The following is an 18,825-nucleotide window of genomic DNA, read 5'->3' on the forward strand; positions in this document are numbered from 1 at the left end:
CCTCCGGCGCTATCTCGACCGAGTTTCAATCGGCATTGACTGCAGCGCAGAGCCGCATTTCCGGCCTCGAGACGCAACTTGCCGGCCTGGCCGAGCGGGAAACGCCATCGGCTGCGGTCGAGGCGGGCCTGAAGGCCGCAGAAAGCCGCATCTCCGACCTGGAGGCCGCGTTGCGAGACATCGGTGCTGCCCCGGACGCGGTTACGGGCGCCTTGCCCGAGGAAGCCACGGCCCGCATTGCCGAGATCGAGACGGGCCTCGCCGAGTTGCGCCGTTTCGTCTCCTCCGGCGGGGCTGGCGAGAGCGCCGGTCTGGCCAGCCTGCAGGAAGCCCAAGGTACGCTGGATGCCGCTCTCAAGCAGGTCTCCGACGATCAGCAGGCGCTGACCGCCCGCCTCGGCGAACTTGCCGCCAAGCTTCCCGACACGTCGGACCTCTCGGGCGGCCTTGCCGAGCTGCGCGATCGCGCCACCACCCTCGGCCAGGACCTGGAGGACTTGAAAGGGTCGCTCACCGGTCTCAGGCAGGAGCTCGACACGCTCTCGAACGGCCAGACCTCGCTGGCCGCGCGGGTGGAGGAAGGCGTCGCCAGCCTGACCGCACGCCTGACGGCGCTGGACGACCGGCTGTCGCCGTTGGAGGCCCGCATGGGCGATGTCAGCGCGCGGGAGACCGCAGCCCGGGCCGTCGCCGTCTCGTCCTTGCGCGCGGCGATGGACCGGGGTGAACCCTATGCCACCGAGCTTGCCGCGGTCGCCTCGGCCTTGCCCGAGGGCACCGACCTGTCCGCACTGACGGCGCGGGCGGACCGCGGCGTTCCCACGCGCTCAGTGCTGAAAGCGAATTTCCCGGCCGTTGCCCGCACCATGGCCGCGGAGATCGACGCCCCCGCCGATGGCGACCTTGTCGGCGGGCTGCTCGCCAATGCCCGGGCGCTCGTCTCGATCCGCCAACCGGGCGAGAGCGATGCGGCAACGCCGCAGGCAGCACTAGGCCGCATGGAGGCGCGCGTCGACAGCGGTGATCTCGCCGGAGCGCTGACTGCCTACGAGGAACTGCCGCAGACGGTGCGCGCCGCCGGCGCGGACTGGGTCGCAGATGCGCGGGCACGGCTTGCCGTCGACGCGTTGATGGACCGGGTAACCGGCGACGTGCTGAAATCGATGGGCGGATCGGCCGCGCCCGCCGCATCGAACTGACAAGCGCCGCGACAGGTACGCGCCAACCGCCGGGCAACGAGCCGCCGGGAGTAGAGACGACATGATCCGCTTGCTGATTTTCATCGCCCTGATCTTCGCAGCCGCACTTGGCATGGCCTGGATCGCCGACCGGCCAGGCCTCGTCACACTGGACTGGCAGGGCTATCGGATCGAGACCGGGCTGATGACCGCGGCCGTGGCGCTGCTGGCTTTGCTCGCCATCGGCATCTTCCTGTGGAACCTGGCGCTGTTGCTGATGCGCTCCCCCGGCCTTGTCGGCCGCTTCTTCCGCCGCCGCCGCCGTGATCGCGGATATGATGCCCTGTCGAAGGGCATGCTGGCACTCGGCGTCGGCGATGCTGCCAGCGCCTCACGCCATGGCGGCGAGGCGGCAAAACTGCTCGGCCACGAGCCGGCAGCCGCGTTGCTGCTCGCCCAGAGCGCCCAGCTCGCCGGCCGCCACGAAGAGGCGCGCGGCCGCTTCGAGGCAATGCTGGAGGACCCGAGCCTCAGACCGGTCGGACTGCACGGGCTCTATGTCGAGGCGGAGCGCGTCGGCGAGCCGGTCGCCGCCCGTCACTATGCCGAAGAGGCGGCGAAGCTGGTGCCGGGCCTTGCCTGGGCCGGCCGCGCGGTGCTCGGCTACCAGGCCGTCGCCGGCGACTGGGCCGAGGCAATCCGCTCGCTGGAGCGCAACTACGCCGCCAAACTGGTCGACAAGAAGACCTTCCGGCGCCACAAGGCGGTGTTGCTCACCGCCCAGGCGCTGGAACTGGAGGACCGCGATCCCGACCAGGCCAAGGGGCTGGCCTCCGAGGCGCATGGGCTCGCGCCGGACCTGGTGCCAGCCTCCGTCGTCGCGGCAAGGCTTGCCACCCGGCGCGGCGACATTCGCAAGGCGATGAAGGTGGTCGAGGCCACCTGGAAGCTCTCTCCGCATCCGGACCTGGCCGATGCCTATGCCCATGCGCGCACGGGCGATTCTGCGCTCGACCGGCTGAAGCGCGTCAAGGCGCTGGCGGCGCTGCGCGCCCACAATGCGGAAGGCGCATTGGCCTTGGCGCGCGCCGCGCTGGAAGCCTCGGACTACGGCCTCGCCCGCGCCCAGCTCAAGGCGGCGATGACGCTGGAGCCGACCCGCCGCGTGTTCCTGCTGATGGCGGAACTGGAGGAAAGCCAGCACGGAGACCGAGGCCGCGTGCGCGAGTGGCTCGCCCGCGCGGTGCGCGCGCCCGCCGATCCGGCCTGGGTCGCGGATGGCGTGGTCAGCGAGACCTGGGCTCCGGTCTCCCCGGTAGATGGCCGGCTCGACGCCTTTGTCTGGACCTCGCCCCCCGCCATGCTCGACCATCACGACACCTCGCTTGAAGCGCTGGATGAGGCGATGTTCGAGGCGCTGCCTGCAGTCGTCGCCTCGATCCCCGCGACACCGGAGGAGGTCGCCGCCCTGAACGCCGGCCCGGCAGTCGAGGTCCTGCCGGCCGATTCCGTGTCGGTCAGTGAACCGAAAGCACCCAAGTCCACGGCAGAGGAGGCGAAGCCCGCCGCAGCCGAACCGGCGGCGCTAGCGCCGGACGCGGTTTCCGCAGAGCCTGCACCGGCCGCACCCACTCCTGAACCGGATGCCCTCAAGCCGGGCGCTTCCAAGCCGGAGGCCCCCGGCGGCAAGGCAGCGGCTGTTTCAACCAGCAGCGCCGCGCCCCTGCCGGCGGCGACCGTCGCCCCGCCGAGCAACACAAGCGGCTCCGATGCGAAGGGCGCCGCGAGCAGGGAGCCGGATCTGGCGCGACCGATCGAGTTTCCGTTGAAGCATATGCCCGACGATCCCGGCCCGGATGCCGGCGAGGATGTTGAGCCGGCAAAGAAGCCCGGCTACCGCTTCTTCAACTGACGGCGATCCCCGGACCTGCCCGCCGCCGCGTGCGCAGGTCCATCCGGCCACGGGGTCGAGGACGAGAACGGAAAGGGGCGCGGATAACACCCGCGCCCCTTTCTGCTTTTGGCATTTTCCAAGTCGTTCGGGAGGTCCCGTACCCGGTGACCGTGCTTCAGGCGCCGCGGTTCTGGCGGTTCTCGATCAGGTCGTCGACCACCGCCGGATCGGCCAGGGTCGAGGTGTCGCCGAGATTCTCGAAACTGTCCTCGGCGATCTTGCGCAGGATGCGGCGCATGATCTTGCCAGATCGGGTCTTCGGCAGGCCGGGAGCGAACTGGATCAGGTCCGGCGAGGCGATCGGGCCGATCTCCTGACGCACCCAGGCGCGCAGTTCCTTGGCAAGCTCCTCGGTCGGCTCCTCGCCGGCCATCAGCGTCACATAGACATAGATGCCCTGGCCCTTGAGATCGTGCGGGTAGCCGACGACGGCAGCTTCCGAGACCTTGGGATGAGCGACCAGCGCCGATTCGACCTCGGCGGTACCCATACGATGACCAGAGACATTGATGACGTCGTCGACGCGGCCGGTGATCCAGTAGTAGCCATCCGCGTCCCGCCGGCAGCCATCGCCGGTGAAGTACATTCCCTTGTAGGTCGAGAAATAGGTCTGCACGAAGCGCTCGTGGTCGCCATAGACCGTGCGCATCTGCCCCGGCCAGCTATCGATGATCACCAGGTTACCTTCTGCCGCTCCTTCCAGGATCGAACCTTCCGCATCCACCAGCGCCGGCTGCACGCCGAAGAAGGGCCGCGTGGCGGAGCCCGGCTTCAACGCGGTAGCTCCCGGCAGCGGCGTAATCAGGATGCCACCCGTCTCCGTCTGCCACCAGGTGTCGACGATCGGGCAGCGGCCGTCGCCGACATTCTCGTGATACCAGATCCAGGCTTCCGGATTGATCGGCTCGCCGACCGAGCCAAGAATCCTGAGCGACGCGCGCGAGGTCTTCGTCACATGCTCGGTGCCGGCCCCCATGAGCGAGCGGATCGCCGTCGGCGCGGTGTAGAAGATCGTCACCTTGTGCTTGTCGACCACCTCCCAGAACCGCGCCGGCGAGGGATAGGTCGGAATGCCTTCGAACATCAGCGTGGTCGCGCCGTTGGCCAGCGGACCGTAGACGATGTAGCTGTGACCGGTCACCCAGCCGACATCCGCCGTGCACCAGTAGATGTCATCGTCCTTGCAGTCGAAGACATACTGGTGAGTCATCGAGGCATAGACGAGGTAGCCGCCGGAGGTGTGCAGCACGCCCTTGGGCTGACCGGTCGAGCCGGAGGTGTAGAGGATGAAGAGCGGGTCCTCGGCGTTCATCTCGACCGGCGGACAGACGTCGGATACGCCCTCGCGCGCCTCGTGATACCAGACATCCCGGCCGTCCTTCATGGCGACACTGCCGCCGGTGCGCCGCACCACCAGCACCTTGTCGACCGGAGCCTTCTCCACCGCCTTGTCGACATTGGCCTTGAGCGGCACCTTGCGTCCGCCGCGCAATCCCTCGTCGGCGGTGATCACGACCTTGCTCTCGCAGCCCGAGATGCGCTGCGACAGGCTGTCGGGCGAGAAGCCGCCGAAGACGATCGAATGGATGGCGCCCAGCCGGGCGCAGGCCAGCATCGCATAGGCGGCCTCGGGGATCATCGGCAGATAGATCGTGACCCGGTCGCCCCTGGAAACACCGAGATCCTTCAGCACGTTGGCGAAGCGGTTCACCTCGCCGGCGAGCTCCCGATAGGTGATCACCCGGTGCTCGGACGGGTCGTCACCCTCCCAGATGATCGCCGGCTTGTCGGCACGGGTGGCAAGATGCCGGTCGACACAGTTGGCCGAGACGTTCAGCGTGCCGTCCTCGAACCACTTGATCGAGACATTGTGCGGGTCGTAGGAGGTGTTCTTGACCTTCGTATAGGGCTTGATCCAGTCGATCCGCTTGCCATGCTCGCCCCAGAACGCTTCCGGATCGTCGACCGAAGCGGCGTACATCTCGTTGTACTTCGCCTCGTCGACCAGGGCCGACGCGGCGATCGCCGACGGAACCGGATAGAGATTTTCGGACATACGGAACCTCCCAGTATCTCAAGGTGCGCGCGCAACAGGGAGCGCCCCCTCGTTGTCGCCGCGCATTATGAGGATCGCGGCTCGGGCCGTCCACTTCGCAGCAATCGTTCTTTCGTAGGCAGGGAAGGACGTTGCGTCAGCTCATCAACCCGAGGATCACCCCCTGCACCAGCAGTACCGCAAGCCAGTGGCCGCCGTCGATCAGGGTCAATCCCCATGAGGCCCCCTGGAAACGGTGATTGACGGTCAGGCTGGTGGCAAAGAAGCCTGTCCAGACCAGCACGGCGGAGAGCACTCCGTTGCCGACGCTCATCGGCCCGGCGTGATAGATGATGCCGGCGAAGATCAGTGCCATCAGCAACTGGCACAGGAAGCTGGTGACCAGAAGCAAGGGTCGAAGGCGAAGTTCGGTCTCTGTCAGGCGCGCGGCGCGGGCCCAGAGTTTGCCGAAAAGGCCGTACCACACAGCCCCGGCGGCGAAAGAGGCAACCGCTGCCGCCAACACGGCAACGAGATCGATACCGTCGAACATCATCAGCCGAACCCGTCCTTCCGTTACGGTCGCTTCAGGCGACCAGAGTTTCCAGCCCGGCCCGCTCAAGACCGGCAGCAAGATCCTCCAGGACCTTGCGCCGCTCAGCCGCGTCGCCCGCCAGCAGATGCACCAGCACAGCGTCCCGATCCCCCTCTGCTGCAAGGGCAAGGGCGCGAGGCAGGGCCGGACCGCGCCGGATGCCCTCGCGGTCGACCTCGCCGATCCACACGCGCCGCACGGAGCCGACGGCCGATGCCGCGCCAAGGCCGACCACCACCACAGCGTTGCGGCAATCCTCTAGGGCATCGAGGCCCAGACGGGAAAACAGGTAGCGCCGGCCGGAGGCCCCCGCAAGGTAGCGATAGCGGTCGCCAAGGCCGAGTTCTTCGGCCGCCCTTGGAGAACTGGCCTGAGCCCCTGCCGGTTGTTCGGCCCGCGGTTCCGCCTCCGCCCCGGCCGGCGCTGCGACCTGCCTCCCGATCCGCTCCGCCTCCGGAGGTGCGCAATGCGCAACCGGCCCCGCCGCCGGCGGAGCGGTGAAGGAATGTTCCGTCCCGGCAGTCCCGCTGTCATCGACATCTGCGGGGATGCCTGGAGGCAGGGTCGCGACAGGTTCGATCATGCAAGGATACTAGAACATACCATGAACTTTCGCCAGCACAAAAGCACCGCCGGCAGCGGGCCTGACTTAGGTCGTGGCCTCATGCTTTTGCCGAAACCGGAGCCTGCCCCGGCAATTATATGCCAGGAGGTTCGCGCAGACCGTTTCTCGCCGGAATTATGAGGTTACAGCCTAGTGTGGTGAATTTGAAATACGCCTCATTTTTGCAGCGTGCCGGTGAGCGTATTTCAAATTCGAAAACCACACTAGAAACATAGACTTGCTAGTCACCCTTTTGAATCTGAAGTTCGTTCAGAGCATGCCGAAACATGTGACGAACTTCAGATTCAGGTGACTAGAGCCCGCCGAAGTGGAACGCCTTCGTCTCCAGATATTCCTCGATCCCCTCCTGTGCACCCTCGCGTCCAAGGCCCGAGGCTTTCACGCCGCCAAAGGGCGAGACTTCATGGCTCAGCGCCCCGGTGTTCAGCCCGACGATGCCGAATTCCAGCGCCTCGCCGAACCGGAACGCCCGCGCCATGTCGCGGGTGTAGAAATAGGCGGCAAGGCCGAAGGGCGTGCCGTTGGCCAGCGCCAGCGCTTCGGCCTCGGTCTCGAAGCGGAAGATCGGCGCGACCGGCCCGAACGTCTCCTCGCCCGCCAGCCGCATATCGGGCCGCGCGCCGGCCAGAACCACCGGATCTGCATAGTTCGAGGGCAGGTTTCGGGCCCTCGTGAGGCGCGTGGCACCCTTGTCCAGCGCATCAGCCACATGGGCGTTGATCTTGTCGATGGCTGCGACGTTGATCATCGGCCCGATGGCGACACCGGTCTCTGTTCCCGGCCCGACCTGCAGGGCATCAACGCGCGCGGCCAGTCTTTCGGCAAAAGCATCATGGATGCCCGCCTGCACCATGATCCGATTGGCGCAGACGCAGGTCTGCCCGCCGTTTCGGAACTTCGACACCATCGCGCCTTCGACCGCCGCCTCCAGATCGGCGTCGTCGAAGACGACGAAGGGCGCATTTCCACCCAGCTCCAGGCTCAGCCGCTTCAATGTCGGGGCGCATTGCCCGGCCAGAAGCGCGCCGACGCGGGTTGACCCCGTAAAGCTCAGCTTGCGGACGACCGGGCTCCCGGTCAGGGCCGCGCCAATCGCCTCGGGTCTGCCGGTCAGGATGTTCAGCACACCCGCTGGGACCCCCGCGCGGTCGGCCAGAACCGCCAGTGCCAACGCCGAATAGGGGGTAAGGTCGGACGGCTTGACCACCATCGTGCAACCTGCCGCAAGTCCGGGAGCCACCTTGCGGGTGATCATCGCGATCGGGAAGTTCCAGGGCGTGATAATGGCACAGACGCCGACCGGCTCCTTCAGCGCCAGGATCTTCTTGCCGGCCACTGGCGAAGGGATGAGCTTGCCGTTGATCCGCCGCGCCTCTTCCGCGAACCAGCGCACGAAGCTGGCGCCATAAGCGACCTCGGTGCGGGCTTCCGAAAGCGGCTTGCCCTGTTCGGCGGTCAGGATCTGCGCCAGATCCTCCGTGCTTTCCAGCATCAGGTGATACCAGCGCATCAGGATGTCGGCGCGCTGTTCATGGGTCCGGGCGCGCCAGTCAGCCATCGCCCGTTCAGCGGCGGCGATGGCGGCATGGGTTTCATCCGCCGTGCAGTCCGGCAATCGCCCCAGCACCGCACCGGTGGCAGGATCGTTCACATCCATCTCGGGACGGGTCAGCCACTGACCGTCGATCAGCGCGGCGTTGCGGAACAAGTCAGGGTCTTGCAGCTTCATCATGTCTCCTCCAGCGCGGCAGGGAGTGCCGCTGCAGTCGCAGTGCAGTGTCAGGGCCGTCACAGGGCGATCAGCACGGACTTCGAACGTCGGTTCGCGCGATAGGCCTCGCGGCCCAGATCCTTGCCAAGCCCGCTGGCCTTCCATCCGCCTGTGGGCAGGATGTGGTCGCGCGAGCGGTTGTAGCGATTGACCCAGACCGTTCCGGCCTGGAGTTGCCGCGTCAGCCGCAACCCGCGCGACAGGTCCCGGGTGAACAGGCCGGCACAGAGGCCATAGGTCGGATGCGCGGCCAACTGCATCGCCTCGTCCTCGGTCTCGAAGGTCTGGAAGGTCGCCACCGGACCGAAGATCTCCTCCGTCACCGCCGGGTTGGATACCTCCACGCCGGCCAGAAGCGTGGGCCGGTAGTAGCTCCCCTCCCCCTCGAACCTGTCGCCGCCGCAAACGAGGTCCGCGCCGGCACGGCAGGCCGCCTGCACGATGCCGTCGATACGCTGGAGCTGGGTCTGCGAGATAATGGGCGAGAAGCCAGGCGTTTCGAGCCAGGTGGCGGCCGGGCGCTCGGCCGCGAACCTTGCGACCAGCCGGGCCGCCAGATCTTCGGCAATCGACCGGTGCACGATCATCCGCGATCCGGCGACGCAGAACTGCCCCGCATTGGGAAGGATGCCGCGCGCAAGACAGTCAGCCGCAAGATCGAGGTCCGCATCGTCGAAGACGACCATCGGGCTTTTGCCGCCCAGTTCCAGTGTCATCGGCCGGATACCCGCCTGCGCCACGTTCCGCATGATCAGGGCGCCGGCCCGCGTCGAGCCGGTAAAGGAGATCTTGGCAACCTCGGGATGAACGGTCAGCGCCTTGCCCGTGACCTCTCCGTCCCCCAGCACCACATTGACAAGCCCCGGCGGGATCCCGGCCCGAACCGAGAGCTCGGCCATGTAGAGGGCGGACCAGCTCGTCAATTCCGACGGCTTCAGGACGACCGCATTGCCCGCCGCCAGGGCCGGCGCCAGCTTCCACGCCGCCATCGATATCGGAAAGTTCCAAGGCGTGATCGCCGCGACTACGCCAAAGGGCTCATCCGAGATCCAACCGACCTGCCGATCCGATGTCGGCACGAGGTCGCCCCCTTCCTTGTCGGCGAACTCCGCGAAGAAGCGGATCTGCTCGGCCGAAACGGGAATGTCGCCGGCGATGACGTCCGCATAGGGTCGCGACGAACAGATCGCCTCCAGCCGGGCGAGGGTCACCGCCTCGGCTTCGATCAGGTCGGCCCACCGGTGCAGCGCGCGCAGCCGGTCTCGCGGGGGACAGTTTCCCCACCCTGTGCGCCGCAGCGCGGCGCCGGCCGCAGTCACGGCATGGTGGACGACATCGGCATCGCCGCGCGGCACGCCCTGCAGAAGACGGCCGTCCGAGGGGGCCGTCACGCCGATCTCCTCTGCTCCCGCGACATACCGCCCATCGATGAAATGGGCGGACGTGAGGGACAAGTCGGACGGGTCGAAGGCGAGACTCATTTCGGGACCTCTTCGGGCACGCAGCGTGACTGGAAGAAGGTGCCGCCCGCAAAGCAGCGAATGCTGTCGTATGGGTCCAAGTCGCAGCAGATTCCGCCGTTGTCGCTTCCTGTCCGACAGAAGATTGCGCGGGGCGCGGCCGGGTGTCCGGCGCGGTTCGGACCCCGCCGGCATGGACGGCGTCAGAACTCGGCGACCCTGCCCCATTGGCTGTGGCCGAACCGGGCCAGCCGATACTGTGCCGTCTCGGTAATCGGGGTCCGGCCCAGGATCAGGTCGGCGATCAGATGGCCCACTCCCGGCCCGATGCCGAAGCCGTGGCCCGACAATCCTGCCGCAAGAACAAGACCGGGAATTCCGATGTCGGCGTCGATCACCGGGACCCCGTCCGGGGTGCTGTCGATATAGCCGGCCCAGGCGGCCTGGACCGAAGCCGCGCGCAGGGCCGGCAACAGCGCCTGTGCCCGGCCCAGGGTTTCCGCAATCACCCGGGAGGACGGCCGGGGATCGAGAATGCGTGTCCGCTCCATCGGCGTCGGCCGGTCCAGAGCCCATCTCCGGCGCGTCTCGAACCCGGCGGCCCAGCCTTGCCAGCCGCCGGGGCGCAGCGACCGCCAGCGCCGGGCGAACATCGGCAGGAAATGCCGCATCCCGGCGAGCGCCCCGGGAGTCGGATCCAGGCTGGCATACCCGGAAATGGCCAGCGTACGGCCGCCGTCGCCGCGCCGCGTTACCGAGACGGCAGCGGTGTGCAAGGCATCGGGCAGTCCGTCAACTCCGGGTGCCAGAGCAAGGATCGAGCTGCGCACCGAAGCCTGAGGAAAGACGATCCCCAACTGGTGCAGGAAACTTGCCGACCAGGCACCACCTGCCACCACGACCGACGCCGTGCGGATCCTCCCAGCCTCGGTGATCACACCGCAGACGCGGCCGGCCGCCAGTTCGATCCCTCGCGCCGCACAGGCCTGAACCACATGTCCGCCGTGTTTCTCGATGCCGCGCGCGATCATCGGCGCAGCGCGCGCCGGATCCGCGATGCCATCGGTTGGCGACCAGACACCCCCGAGCCAGGGTCGCCCGGTCGCTGCGCCGCGGGCCGTCGCCTCCTCGGCGGTCAACATCCGCGTGTCCACGCCGACCCCGCGCGCGAACCGGCTCCACTTCGCCCAGCCCTCGAGCTCCACCGGATCGTTGGACAGATACAGAAGGCCGCAACGGGAAAAACCCAGACTGTCGCCGATGTCCGCGGCCATAGCCTCCCACAAGTCGAGACTGCGGGTGGACAGCGGCAGTTCGCGAGCATCGCGGTTCTGCTGGCGGCACCAGCCCCAGTTGCGGCTGGACTGCTCGGCTCCCACGGCCCCCTTTTCCAGGAGAACGACGGTCTGCCCGGCCCTCGCAAGCCAATACGCCGCCGACACCCCGACGATGCCGCCACCGATCACCACGCAATCCGCAACCGGCGGCAGAATGTTCGGCGTGTCGATGAGCAGCAGCGGCGCGGACATGTCGGGCTCCCTTGATCTCGCACACCCTAGCCGGGGCGACACAGTGCAATGTTCCGGAATATCCGGACCGGACGGCATTTCCTGTTGAACGGACGTAGGAAATAGAATGCTCTAGATCAGGATAGCGCCTTACGCTCCGCAGGGAGTTGGGAGCGGCGCGCTTGCGGGGCATGGGTATGACGACACCGTATAAACTCGACAGGATCGACATCAGGATTCTGGCCGTGCTGCAACGCAACGGCAGAATCACCAATGTCGAACTGGCCGAGGAGGTGCACCTGTCACCGTCCCCTTGCCTGATGCGGGTGAAGAAGCTGCAGCAGGCGGGCTATATCACCGGCTACACGGCGCAGATCGATCTCGCCCGCCTTGGCGAGACGCTGACAGTCTTCACCGAATTCACCCTCAAGAACCACCGCCAGATCGACTTCGCCCGCTTTCAGGAGGCGCTGGAGAAGATCGACAGTTGCGTCGAGTGCCATCTTGTCTCCGGCGGCTACGACTATCTGGTCAAGTTCGTCACGTCGGGCATCGCCGACTACCAGACGATCCTGGAAGGGCTGATCGACCGGGACATCGGGATCGACAAATATTTCAGCTTCGTCGTTCTGAAGACCCCTTTCGTGAAACAGCAGATCCCCCTCACCCGCCTGTTCGTCGACCGCGAATGACCACCGCTGCGGGAAAGGAACGCCGGCCCGGGTCGTTTCAATACCCTTTCTGCTGATCGACAAGGCCCGGAACAGTGGTACCAAGACGCAGCGCCCGGATGACCGCCAAAGCATGTCGCGCGCCCTCGGCCGGGTCTGTCTGCGCCGCGACATGCGGAGTGACGATGACCCGCGGATCGCGCCACAGCCAATGATCGGCCGGCAGGGGCTCGGGATCGGTCACGTCCAGCACCGCGCCCGACAGCCGGCCGGTGTCCAGAGCCTCGCGCAAGGCGGGCATGTCCAGATGCCCTCCCCGCCCGGCATGGATCAGGCCCGCTCCTGCCGGAAGCGCCGCGAAAGTGCCGGCACCGAGAACACCCCGCGTTTCGCTCGTCAGCGGCAGGAGGCAGACCAGCAGGTCGCTGCGGGCCAGAAACGCCTCGACGTCTCCCTCGGCGAAAACCGGCACGCTCCCCGGTTCCGCATCACGTCCGCCCCCCGAGCGCGACAGGCCCGCGACGTCGAAGTCCAGAGCCTGAAGGCTGTGCGCAGCCAGCCTGCCGATACGTCCCATGCCCAGGATGCCGACCCGCCGCGCCGTAGCGGGCTGCACCGGATGGGGGCGCCACAGCCCCTGCCGCGCCTGGTCGATATACAGCGGCAGATCCCGGTGCAGCAAGAGCGTCGCCATCACCACCCAGTCGCGCACCATCGCCTCGATGCCCGGCGCCAGAGTGCGCGACAGCGCGACCCCCGGCGGCATCGGCGGCAGGTGATCGACCCCCGCGCCCACCGAGATGACGGCGCGCAGATTGGGGTAGCGGCCGAGGTCCTTGGGCGGCACCCAGCAGGCGATCTCGGTCACGAGCGCCGGGTCGGTGACGGCTTCTTCCCCTTCGAATATCGTTTCGCCTGCCTCCGACAGGATCGCCCGCCAGACCGGCGCCCGATTGGGCGTGGAGAGAAACAGCAGCGCCATCAGCTCAGCACGCTCCGGATCTCGGGATCGTCCAGCGTCAGGTCCAGCACCTTGCGGGTCCGCTCGACGATGGCGTCGATCTCACTTTCGGTGCAACACAGCGGCGGCGCATAGCCGAACACGCCCTGCGCGAAGGAACGAACGATCAGTCCCTGCTCCCAGGCCCGATCGAAAAGCCGGGTGGCAGCCTGAAGCGCTGCGGGCAGCGGGGTCTTCGCCGCCTTGTCGGTCACGAGCTCCACCGCCGCCAGCATTCCCCTGCCCCGCACATCGCCGACCAGCGGATGGTCGGACAGTCCGCGCAGCCCCGCCTGCAGCCGCGCGCCCATCCGGCGGCCGTTCTCCAGCAGCCCGCCCTCGTAAAGGGCAAGCACCTCAACCCCCACTGCAGCCGAAACCGGATGCGCCGAATAGGTGAAGCCATGGCCCACGGCCTTGGCCCCCGCGCCGTCGGCGATGGTCTGATAGACGTGATCCGACATCAGCACCGCCCCCATGGGAACATAGCCGGAGGTCAGGCCCTTCGCGACCGTCATCAGGTCGGGCACGATGCCTTCGTCCTCGCAGGCGAACAGCGGACCGGTGCGGCCGAAGCCGGTGATGACCTCGTCCGCGACAAACAGAATGCCAAGCTCGGCGCAGGTCTCGCGCAGCGCCCGAACCCAGCCGTCCGGCGGCACCAGCACCCCGCCCGAGCCCTGGATCGGCTCCACATAGAAAGCCGCGACCCGATCCGGGCCGATCGCCTCGACCTTGGCGCGCAGTTCGGCGACCGAAGCCTCAATCACCGCTTGCGGATCACGAGCGAGCGGATTGCGGTAGAGGTCATGCGAGCTGATCTTGTGCTGCCAACTGTAGGGAATGCCGAAACCGTCATGGAACAGCGGCAACGCCGTCAGCCCGGCTCCCGCGCTGCTGGAGCCGTGATAGCCCTGCGCGACCGAGATGAACTGGTCCCGCTCGGGTTGCCCCTTTGCATGCCAGTAATAGCGGATGAAACGGATCGTGCTGTCCACCGCGTCCGATCCGCCAAGGGTGAAATAGACGTGGTTCAGATCGCCGGGCGCCCGCTCAGCCAGAGCCGCGGCCAAGCGGATCGGCGCTTCCGCGCCAAGATCGAAATAGCCGGTCGCATAGGGCAGCTCGCGCATCTGACGCATCGCCGCGGCGACCACGCTTTCCTGCCCGTAGCCGGCGTTGACGCACCACAGGCCTGCGAAGCCGTCGATCAACTCGCGCCCTTCGGCGTCGGTGACCGTGGCCCCTTTGGCCGAAGCCAGGACCCGCACACCGCGCGCCGCATGGCCATGAAACGACGAGACAGGATGAACCAGATGCTGTCGATCCAGCTCGACAAGCGAATTGGCTAGAGAGGGCTTGGACGGCATGTGCGCTCCGTGGGCTCAGCCCAGTGCCTGAGAGACAAGGGCATAGGTTTGATAGTCCGACGAGGGGTGAGAACGCGGCGAATGCACCATCGCCGTGCCGTCGCCAACAGAGGCAAGGCCAAGCGCCTCGACATGCGGGGCAAGGCCGTGCTCCTCGATCAGGTCGACCCGCAGGAGGCGTCCCGCCATCCGTTCCGCCGCCGCCGAGATCAACGCGCGCGCCGCGCCAGCATCCCGTGCCACGACCGGGCCGACGACATGACCACGGCCGAAGCTGCGCAAGAAGGCAAATCCGCCATCGGTGCGCAGGGTCTCCCCGAGAGCCGCGATACGCGCAAGCAAGGCCGTCCGCTCCATCCCGCTGGCTGCCGTATCGAGCGCGGCCAGGGTCTCGAGATTTTCGGGCCCGATCCGAACAGGGCGCTCAGGCGGCAGGGCCCGGGCCAGCCCCTGGTGCTGCAGGATCCGTCCCCGCTCCACGAAACCGAGCTTGCGATAGAGCGGCAGGCCCTCCTGTGTGCCGACAAGCCGCATCTCACGGTCGCCAGCCAAAGCCATGACACGCTGCATCAACTGGCGGCCGACCCCCCGGCCGCGCATGCTCTCGGCGACGATGATCATGTTCAGCGTCGCGACAGGCCCGAAGGCCGAACACAATGCCGTGCCGACGAGCCGCTCGCCGTCCATCGCCGCCACGCCTTTTGAGACGGACAGGGTCAGCTCCCAGTCCTCGGTCCGGTGCAGCCAGCCGGCGGCCTGCGAGAGCAGGAGAGCAGCAGGCAGGTGCTCCGGTGTCAGCGGCACGAAATCGAGAGCCGGCAGTGCAGGTCGGTCAAGTCGGATCATCGTTGGGTTACCTGTCTTTTCCATGCAAGCCTTGGTTCCCAAACTAGACGGGCCTGCACAGCATGATTGTCCTGTTCCCGCGCACCGGCGGCAGTTTGCGCCAAGCGCCACCGCACGGAGCCGCATAAAATGCCGTCAACCACACAAGCTCGCCCCAAGCCGGCGGATCATCGCGCTGGCGCCCTGCAACTCGTCCCGCGTCAGATATTCCTCCGGCTTGTGCGCACGCGCGATAGTGCCCGGGCCACAGATCACCGCCGGTATGCCGGCTGCCTGAAACAATCCGGCCTCGGTGCCGTAGCTGACCGCCCCCAACGGAGCCTGTCCCGCAAGCCGCGCGATCAGTCCGGCCAGCGGGTGATCGGGTGGCAGGGCAAGGGCGGGATAGGCTGACAGCGTCTCCACCTCAACCCCCGCGGCCTCGGCTGCGGCGGTCACCGGTGCCAGCAGCCCGGCAGGATCCACTCCCGCGATCGCCCTGGCTTCCAGCTCGGCCACGGCCGTATCGGGAATGACGTTCACCGCCAGTCCGCCGGCGAGGGTACCGATCTGCAGGCTGGACCAGGGTGGCTCGAAGCGCGGATCCTGTGGTCCGCTCTGCAGTGCCGCCGCCTGCCGCACCGCCGCGTCCAGCACCGGAACCAACGCGTGGATCGCGTTGATCCCCTGATCCGGGCGGGAGGAATGCCCGGCCACGCCCTCCGCGCTCAACCGGATCGCGGCCTTGCCCTTGTGGGCCAGAACGGGTGTCAGGTCGGACGGCTCCCCGATGATTGCCCCTGCGGGCGGTGCGCAAAGTCCCGGCATCGCCGCCAGAAGATGCGGCACACCGCGACAGCCGATCTCCTCGTCATAGGACAGCGCCAGATGGATGGGAGCGGTCAACGGCAGATCGACGAGATCGGGCACCATGGCAAGGGCGGCTGCGACAAAGCCCTTCATGTCGCAAGCCCCCCGCCCGATCAGCCGCTCTCCATCTGCACGCAGGACGAAGGGGTCTGCCTGCCAACCCGGTTCGCTGGCCGGCACCACATCGAGATGCCCGGACAGGACATAGCCCGGTCGATCTGGTGGGCCGATGGTCGCGAACAGGTTCGCCCGGTCGCCTTCGGGGCCGGGAAGGACGTGGCAGACCACGCCCTGCGCGCCCAGCCAATCCCGGATGAACCCGACGATTTGACCGTTCGGACGGCCCGCCACGCTCGGGAACGCGACCAGACGGGCCAGCATGTCTTCGGCTGACATTGCCTCCTTTGCCATCTGTGCCGTCACTCTTCGATGAAAACATAGATCTTGCGGACCGTCTCGACCGTGCGCCAGCGTCCGACGAAGCCCGGCTTCATCACGAAACTGTCGCCGGCCCCGAAGGTCCAGGCCTCTCCATCGTCCGAGACGATCTCCACCCGCCCCTCGAGGATGTGACAGAACTCGAGCGTGTCGCCCTTGATCGAGCGCGTCTCGCCGGGCGTTGCCTGCCATATGCCGGTACGGACCTGTCCCCATCGGGCCGGCCCGGACAGCGCGCTGTCGAATTCCCAGGTGCTGAAGGCCGGAGCGCCGGCGATCAGCCGGTCCTCGGCCGGCACGCTCGTGCGCGGGGCAAAGCCGGGCATGGAGGCAATCGGAACGATGGTGGTCATGGTCTTTGGCTCCTGGCGCGATCTGACCGGGCAACTTTGCCCTGACCCCGGCCGCCATCGTCGCCGAATGCGCGGGCGTCACGGCAGGCTGTGCCGCTCTTCACCGAACAAACGCAATTTCCTGCGCTTGCACCGGCAAACGCGGCAAGGTCTGTCGCCAGAAACCGAGGATGCTGGGTCATCACACCTCATCGGAGACCATCATGACCTTCCGTCCCAAGTTCGTCACCTTCGACTGCCATGGCACCATGATCTTCTTCAACATGGCTGGCGCCGCCCGCGACCACTTCCAGCATCTGCTGTCGCCGGAGCAGATGGAGGCCTTCATCCGCGATTTCTCGGCCTATCGGCTGGACGAGGTGATGGGCCCCTGGAAGCCGTATGCCGACGTGGTTCACAACGCGGTGGAGCGGACCTGCAAGCGCCACGGGATCGCCTTCGACCCGGCGGTGGCTGTCGAGATCTACAACCGGGTCCCCACCTGGGGCCCGCATGCGGACGTGCCCGAGGGCCTCGCAAAGGTCGCCAAGGAGATCCCGCTGGTCGCGTTGACCAATTCGATGAATGCCCAGATCCCGCATAATATTGCCCGGCTGGGCGCGCCCATCACCCATGTCCTGACCGCAGAAAGCGCGGGAGCCTACAAGCCGCGGATGCAGGCTTTCGAATACATGTTCGACACCCTGGGCTGCGGACCGCAGGACATCGTGCATGTCTCGTCCAGTTTCCGCTACGATCTGATGACCGCCCATGACCTCGGCATCACCAACAAGGTCTGGGTCAATCGCGGCCACGAACCCGCCAATCCCTATTACGGTTATACCGAGGTCCCCACCGTGTCGGCGCTTCCGGCCGCCCTGGGACTGTGAAGCGAGGGTGGCGATGAGATACCTGTCCTACTGGCACGATACGGCCCCCGCCTTTGCCGGCGGGCAGACAGGTCCCGTCGACGGCCGCTTTGACGTGGCCGTGATCGGCGCCGGTTTCACCGGACTGAACGCGGCCCGCAAGCTGGCGCGCGCGGGGGCGAGGGTCGCTGTCCTGGACGCGGGGCCCGTCGGTGCCGGCGGGTCGGGACGCAACGGCGGGCATCTGAACAATGGCATCGCCCATGGCTATGCCGATGCCAAGGCGCATCTGGGCCCGGACCGTGCCCGCGCCTTGTACCGCGCCTATGACCGCTCGATCGACATGATCGAGGACCTCATCGCCGAGGAGGGCATCGCCTGCGATTTCCGCCGGGCGGGCAAGCTGAAACTGGCCTCGAAGCCCTCGCATGTGGCGGCCTTGCGCACGAATTACGATCTGGTCTCGCGTGAAGTCGATCCCGAGACCCGCTGGCTGGACCGGGCGGATCTGGCCGGCGAAATCGGCTCCGACGCGTTCCACGGCGCCGCATTGTTCGAGAAATCGGCCATGATGCACATGGGGCGTTACCTGACCGGTCTTGCCGAGGCCTCGGTTCGACACGGTGCAACCATCTGGGAAACCGCACCGGTGACCGGTCGCGACCGGACGCGCGATGGCTGGGAACTGGTCACGCCGCGCGGGCGGCTTCAGGCCACCACCGTCATCGCGGCGACCGGCGCCTATTCCGCCCACGTGCCACAGGCCCCGCTGGGATATTTCCGCCGGCGTATCATCTCGATGGGCTCGTTCCTCATCGCCACCCGCCCTCTCACCAGCGAGGAGGTCGCGGCAACGATGCCGGGCAACCGCACTTGCGTCACCTCGATGAACATCGGCAACTATTTCCGCCTTTCGCCGGACAACCGCCTGATCTTCGGCGGCCGCGCCCGTTTCTCGGCGGTTTCGGACCAGCGCTCGGACGCCAAGTCCGGCAAGATGCTGCGCCAGGCAATGGCGCAGATCTTCCCGCAGCTTGCCGATGTCGAAATCGACTATTGCTGGGGGGGACTGGTCGGCATGACCAAGGACCGCTTCCCCCGGGCGGGCGAAGCAGACGGCATGCTCTATGCTATGGGCTATTCCGGTCACGGCGCCCAGCTTTCCACGCTTCTGGGGCAGGTGCTGGCCGATCTGGCCATGGGGCGCAAGGACACCAATCCGCTCGACGGGCTGAACTGGCCGCCCGTTCCGGCTCTTGACGGCAAGCCTTGGTTCCTGCCCCTGGCGGGGCTGTGGTTCAAGGTGAAGGACCGCCTGTCCTGA

Annotated in this window: 16 protein-coding genes; 5 read left to right on the forward strand and 11 right to left on the reverse strand. The window is 67.0% G+C overall.

The features are described from left to right. Window positions 1–35: 35 nt before the first annotated feature. Both TSB10P1A_RS09400 and TSB10P1A_RS09405 read left to right on the forward strand, forming a co-directional pair. Window positions 36–1,199, forward strand: a complete 1,164-nt coding sequence (locus tag TSB10P1A_RS09400; RefSeq protein WP_186387656.1) for a mitofilin family membrane protein — start codon at window positions 36–38, stop codon at window positions 1,197–1,199. A gap of 61 nt (window positions 1,200–1,260) precedes the next feature. After that, window positions 1,261–3,090, forward strand: a complete 1,830-nt coding sequence (locus TSB10P1A_RS09405) for a heme biosynthesis protein HemY (RefSeq protein ID WP_186387657.1) — start codon at window positions 1,261–1,263, stop codon at window positions 3,088–3,090. A gap of 157 nt (window positions 3,091–3,247) precedes the next feature. Here the strand turns inward: TSB10P1A_RS09405 and acs are convergent, their stop codons facing one another. From acs to TSB10P1A_RS09435, 6 genes are all read right to left on the reverse strand, one after another. Next, the gene (gene acs, locus TSB10P1A_RS09410; RefSeq protein ID WP_186387658.1) at window positions 3,248–5,188 is read right to left on the reverse strand and encodes an acetate--CoA ligase; all 1,941 of its coding nucleotides are present in this window, start codon (window positions 5,186–5,188) and stop codon (window positions 3,248–3,250) included. A gap of 136 nt (window positions 5,189–5,324) precedes the next feature. Then, entirely contained in the window at window positions 5,325–5,723 is a 399-nt protein-coding gene (locus tag TSB10P1A_RS09415; RefSeq protein ID WP_186387659.1) for a DUF1761 domain-containing protein, read from the reverse strand. A 31-nt stretch (window positions 5,724–5,754) separates the two neighbouring features. Beyond that, entirely contained in the window at window positions 5,755–6,345 is a 591-nt protein-coding gene (locus TSB10P1A_RS09420) for a hypothetical protein (protein WP_186387660.1), read from the reverse strand. Between the two features lie 334 nt (window positions 6,346–6,679). Continuing rightward, window positions 6,680–8,119 carry an NAD-dependent succinate-semialdehyde dehydrogenase gene (locus tag TSB10P1A_RS09425; RefSeq protein WP_186387661.1) on the reverse strand — a complete coding sequence of 480 codons (1,440 nt, stop codon included), beginning with the start codon at window positions 8,117–8,119 and terminating at the stop codon, window positions 6,680–6,682. 56 nt (window positions 8,120–8,175) lie between these two features. Next, window positions 8,176–9,639, reverse strand: coding sequence for an aldehyde dehydrogenase (locus TSB10P1A_RS09430; protein ID WP_186387662.1), 1,464 nt, complete (start codon window positions 9,637–9,639; stop codon window positions 8,176–8,178). Between the two features lie 182 nt (window positions 9,640–9,821). Then, window positions 9,822–11,147 (reverse strand): FAD-binding oxidoreductase, encoded by a 1,326-nt coding sequence (locus tag TSB10P1A_RS09435; RefSeq protein WP_186387663.1) that lies wholly within the window; start codon window positions 11,145–11,147, stop codon window positions 9,822–9,824. 176 nt (window positions 11,148–11,323) lie between these two features. Between TSB10P1A_RS09435 and TSB10P1A_RS09440 the strand changes: the two genes are divergently transcribed. Further along, on the forward strand, window positions 11,324–11,818 hold the full coding sequence (locus TSB10P1A_RS09440) for an Lrp/AsnC family transcriptional regulator (protein WP_186387664.1): 495 nt from the start codon (window positions 11,324–11,326) through the stop codon (window positions 11,816–11,818). A gap of 37 nt (window positions 11,819–11,855) precedes the next feature. On the opposite strand, the gene TSB10P1A_RS09445 is transcribed toward TSB10P1A_RS09440, so the two are convergent. From TSB10P1A_RS09445 to TSB10P1A_RS09465, 5 genes are all read right to left on the reverse strand, one after another. Beyond that, window positions 11,856–12,779, reverse strand: coding sequence for a glyoxylate/hydroxypyruvate reductase A (locus TSB10P1A_RS09445; protein WP_186387665.1), 924 nt, complete (start codon window positions 12,777–12,779; stop codon window positions 11,856–11,858). After that, a complete protein-coding gene (locus tag TSB10P1A_RS09450; protein WP_186387666.1) occupies window positions 12,779–14,167 on the reverse strand; it encodes an aspartate aminotransferase family protein in 1,389 nt (462 codons plus the stop codon). Before TSB10P1A_RS09450 ends, TSB10P1A_RS09445 begins: the two co-directional genes overlap by 1 nt. A gap of 15 nt (window positions 14,168–14,182) precedes the next feature. Beyond that, window positions 14,183–15,013: a GNAT family N-acetyltransferase gene (locus TSB10P1A_RS09455; protein ID WP_186387667.1), complete on the reverse strand. Its 831-nt coding sequence runs from the start codon at window positions 15,011–15,013 to the stop codon at window positions 14,183–14,185. Between the two features lie 135 nt (window positions 15,014–15,148). Then, the gene (argE, locus tag TSB10P1A_RS09460; protein WP_186387668.1) at window positions 15,149–16,258 is read right to left on the reverse strand and encodes an acetylornithine deacetylase; all 1,110 of its coding nucleotides are present in this window, start codon (window positions 16,256–16,258) and stop codon (window positions 15,149–15,151) included. A gap of 23 nt (window positions 16,259–16,281) precedes the next feature. Next, window positions 16,282–16,653: a cupin domain-containing protein gene (locus TSB10P1A_RS09465; RefSeq protein ID WP_186387669.1), complete on the reverse strand. Its 372-nt coding sequence runs from the start codon at window positions 16,651–16,653 to the stop codon at window positions 16,282–16,284. Between the two features lie 200 nt (window positions 16,654–16,853). Between TSB10P1A_RS09465 and TSB10P1A_RS09470 the strand changes: the two genes are divergently transcribed. Continuing rightward, window positions 16,854–17,522, forward strand: a complete 669-nt coding sequence (locus tag TSB10P1A_RS09470; RefSeq protein ID WP_186387906.1) for a haloacid dehalogenase type II — start codon at window positions 16,854–16,856, stop codon at window positions 17,520–17,522. Between the two features lie 13 nt (window positions 17,523–17,535). Beyond that, window positions 17,536–18,825 carry an FAD-binding oxidoreductase gene (locus TSB10P1A_RS09475; RefSeq protein ID WP_186387670.1) on the forward strand — a complete coding sequence of 430 codons (1,290 nt, stop codon included), beginning with the start codon at window positions 17,536–17,538 and terminating at the stop codon, window positions 18,823–18,825.

Source organism: Stappia sp. TSB10P1A (genome assembly GCF_900185725.1).
Classification (GTDB): domain Bacteria; phylum Pseudomonadota; class Alphaproteobacteria; order Rhizobiales; family Stappiaceae; genus Stappia.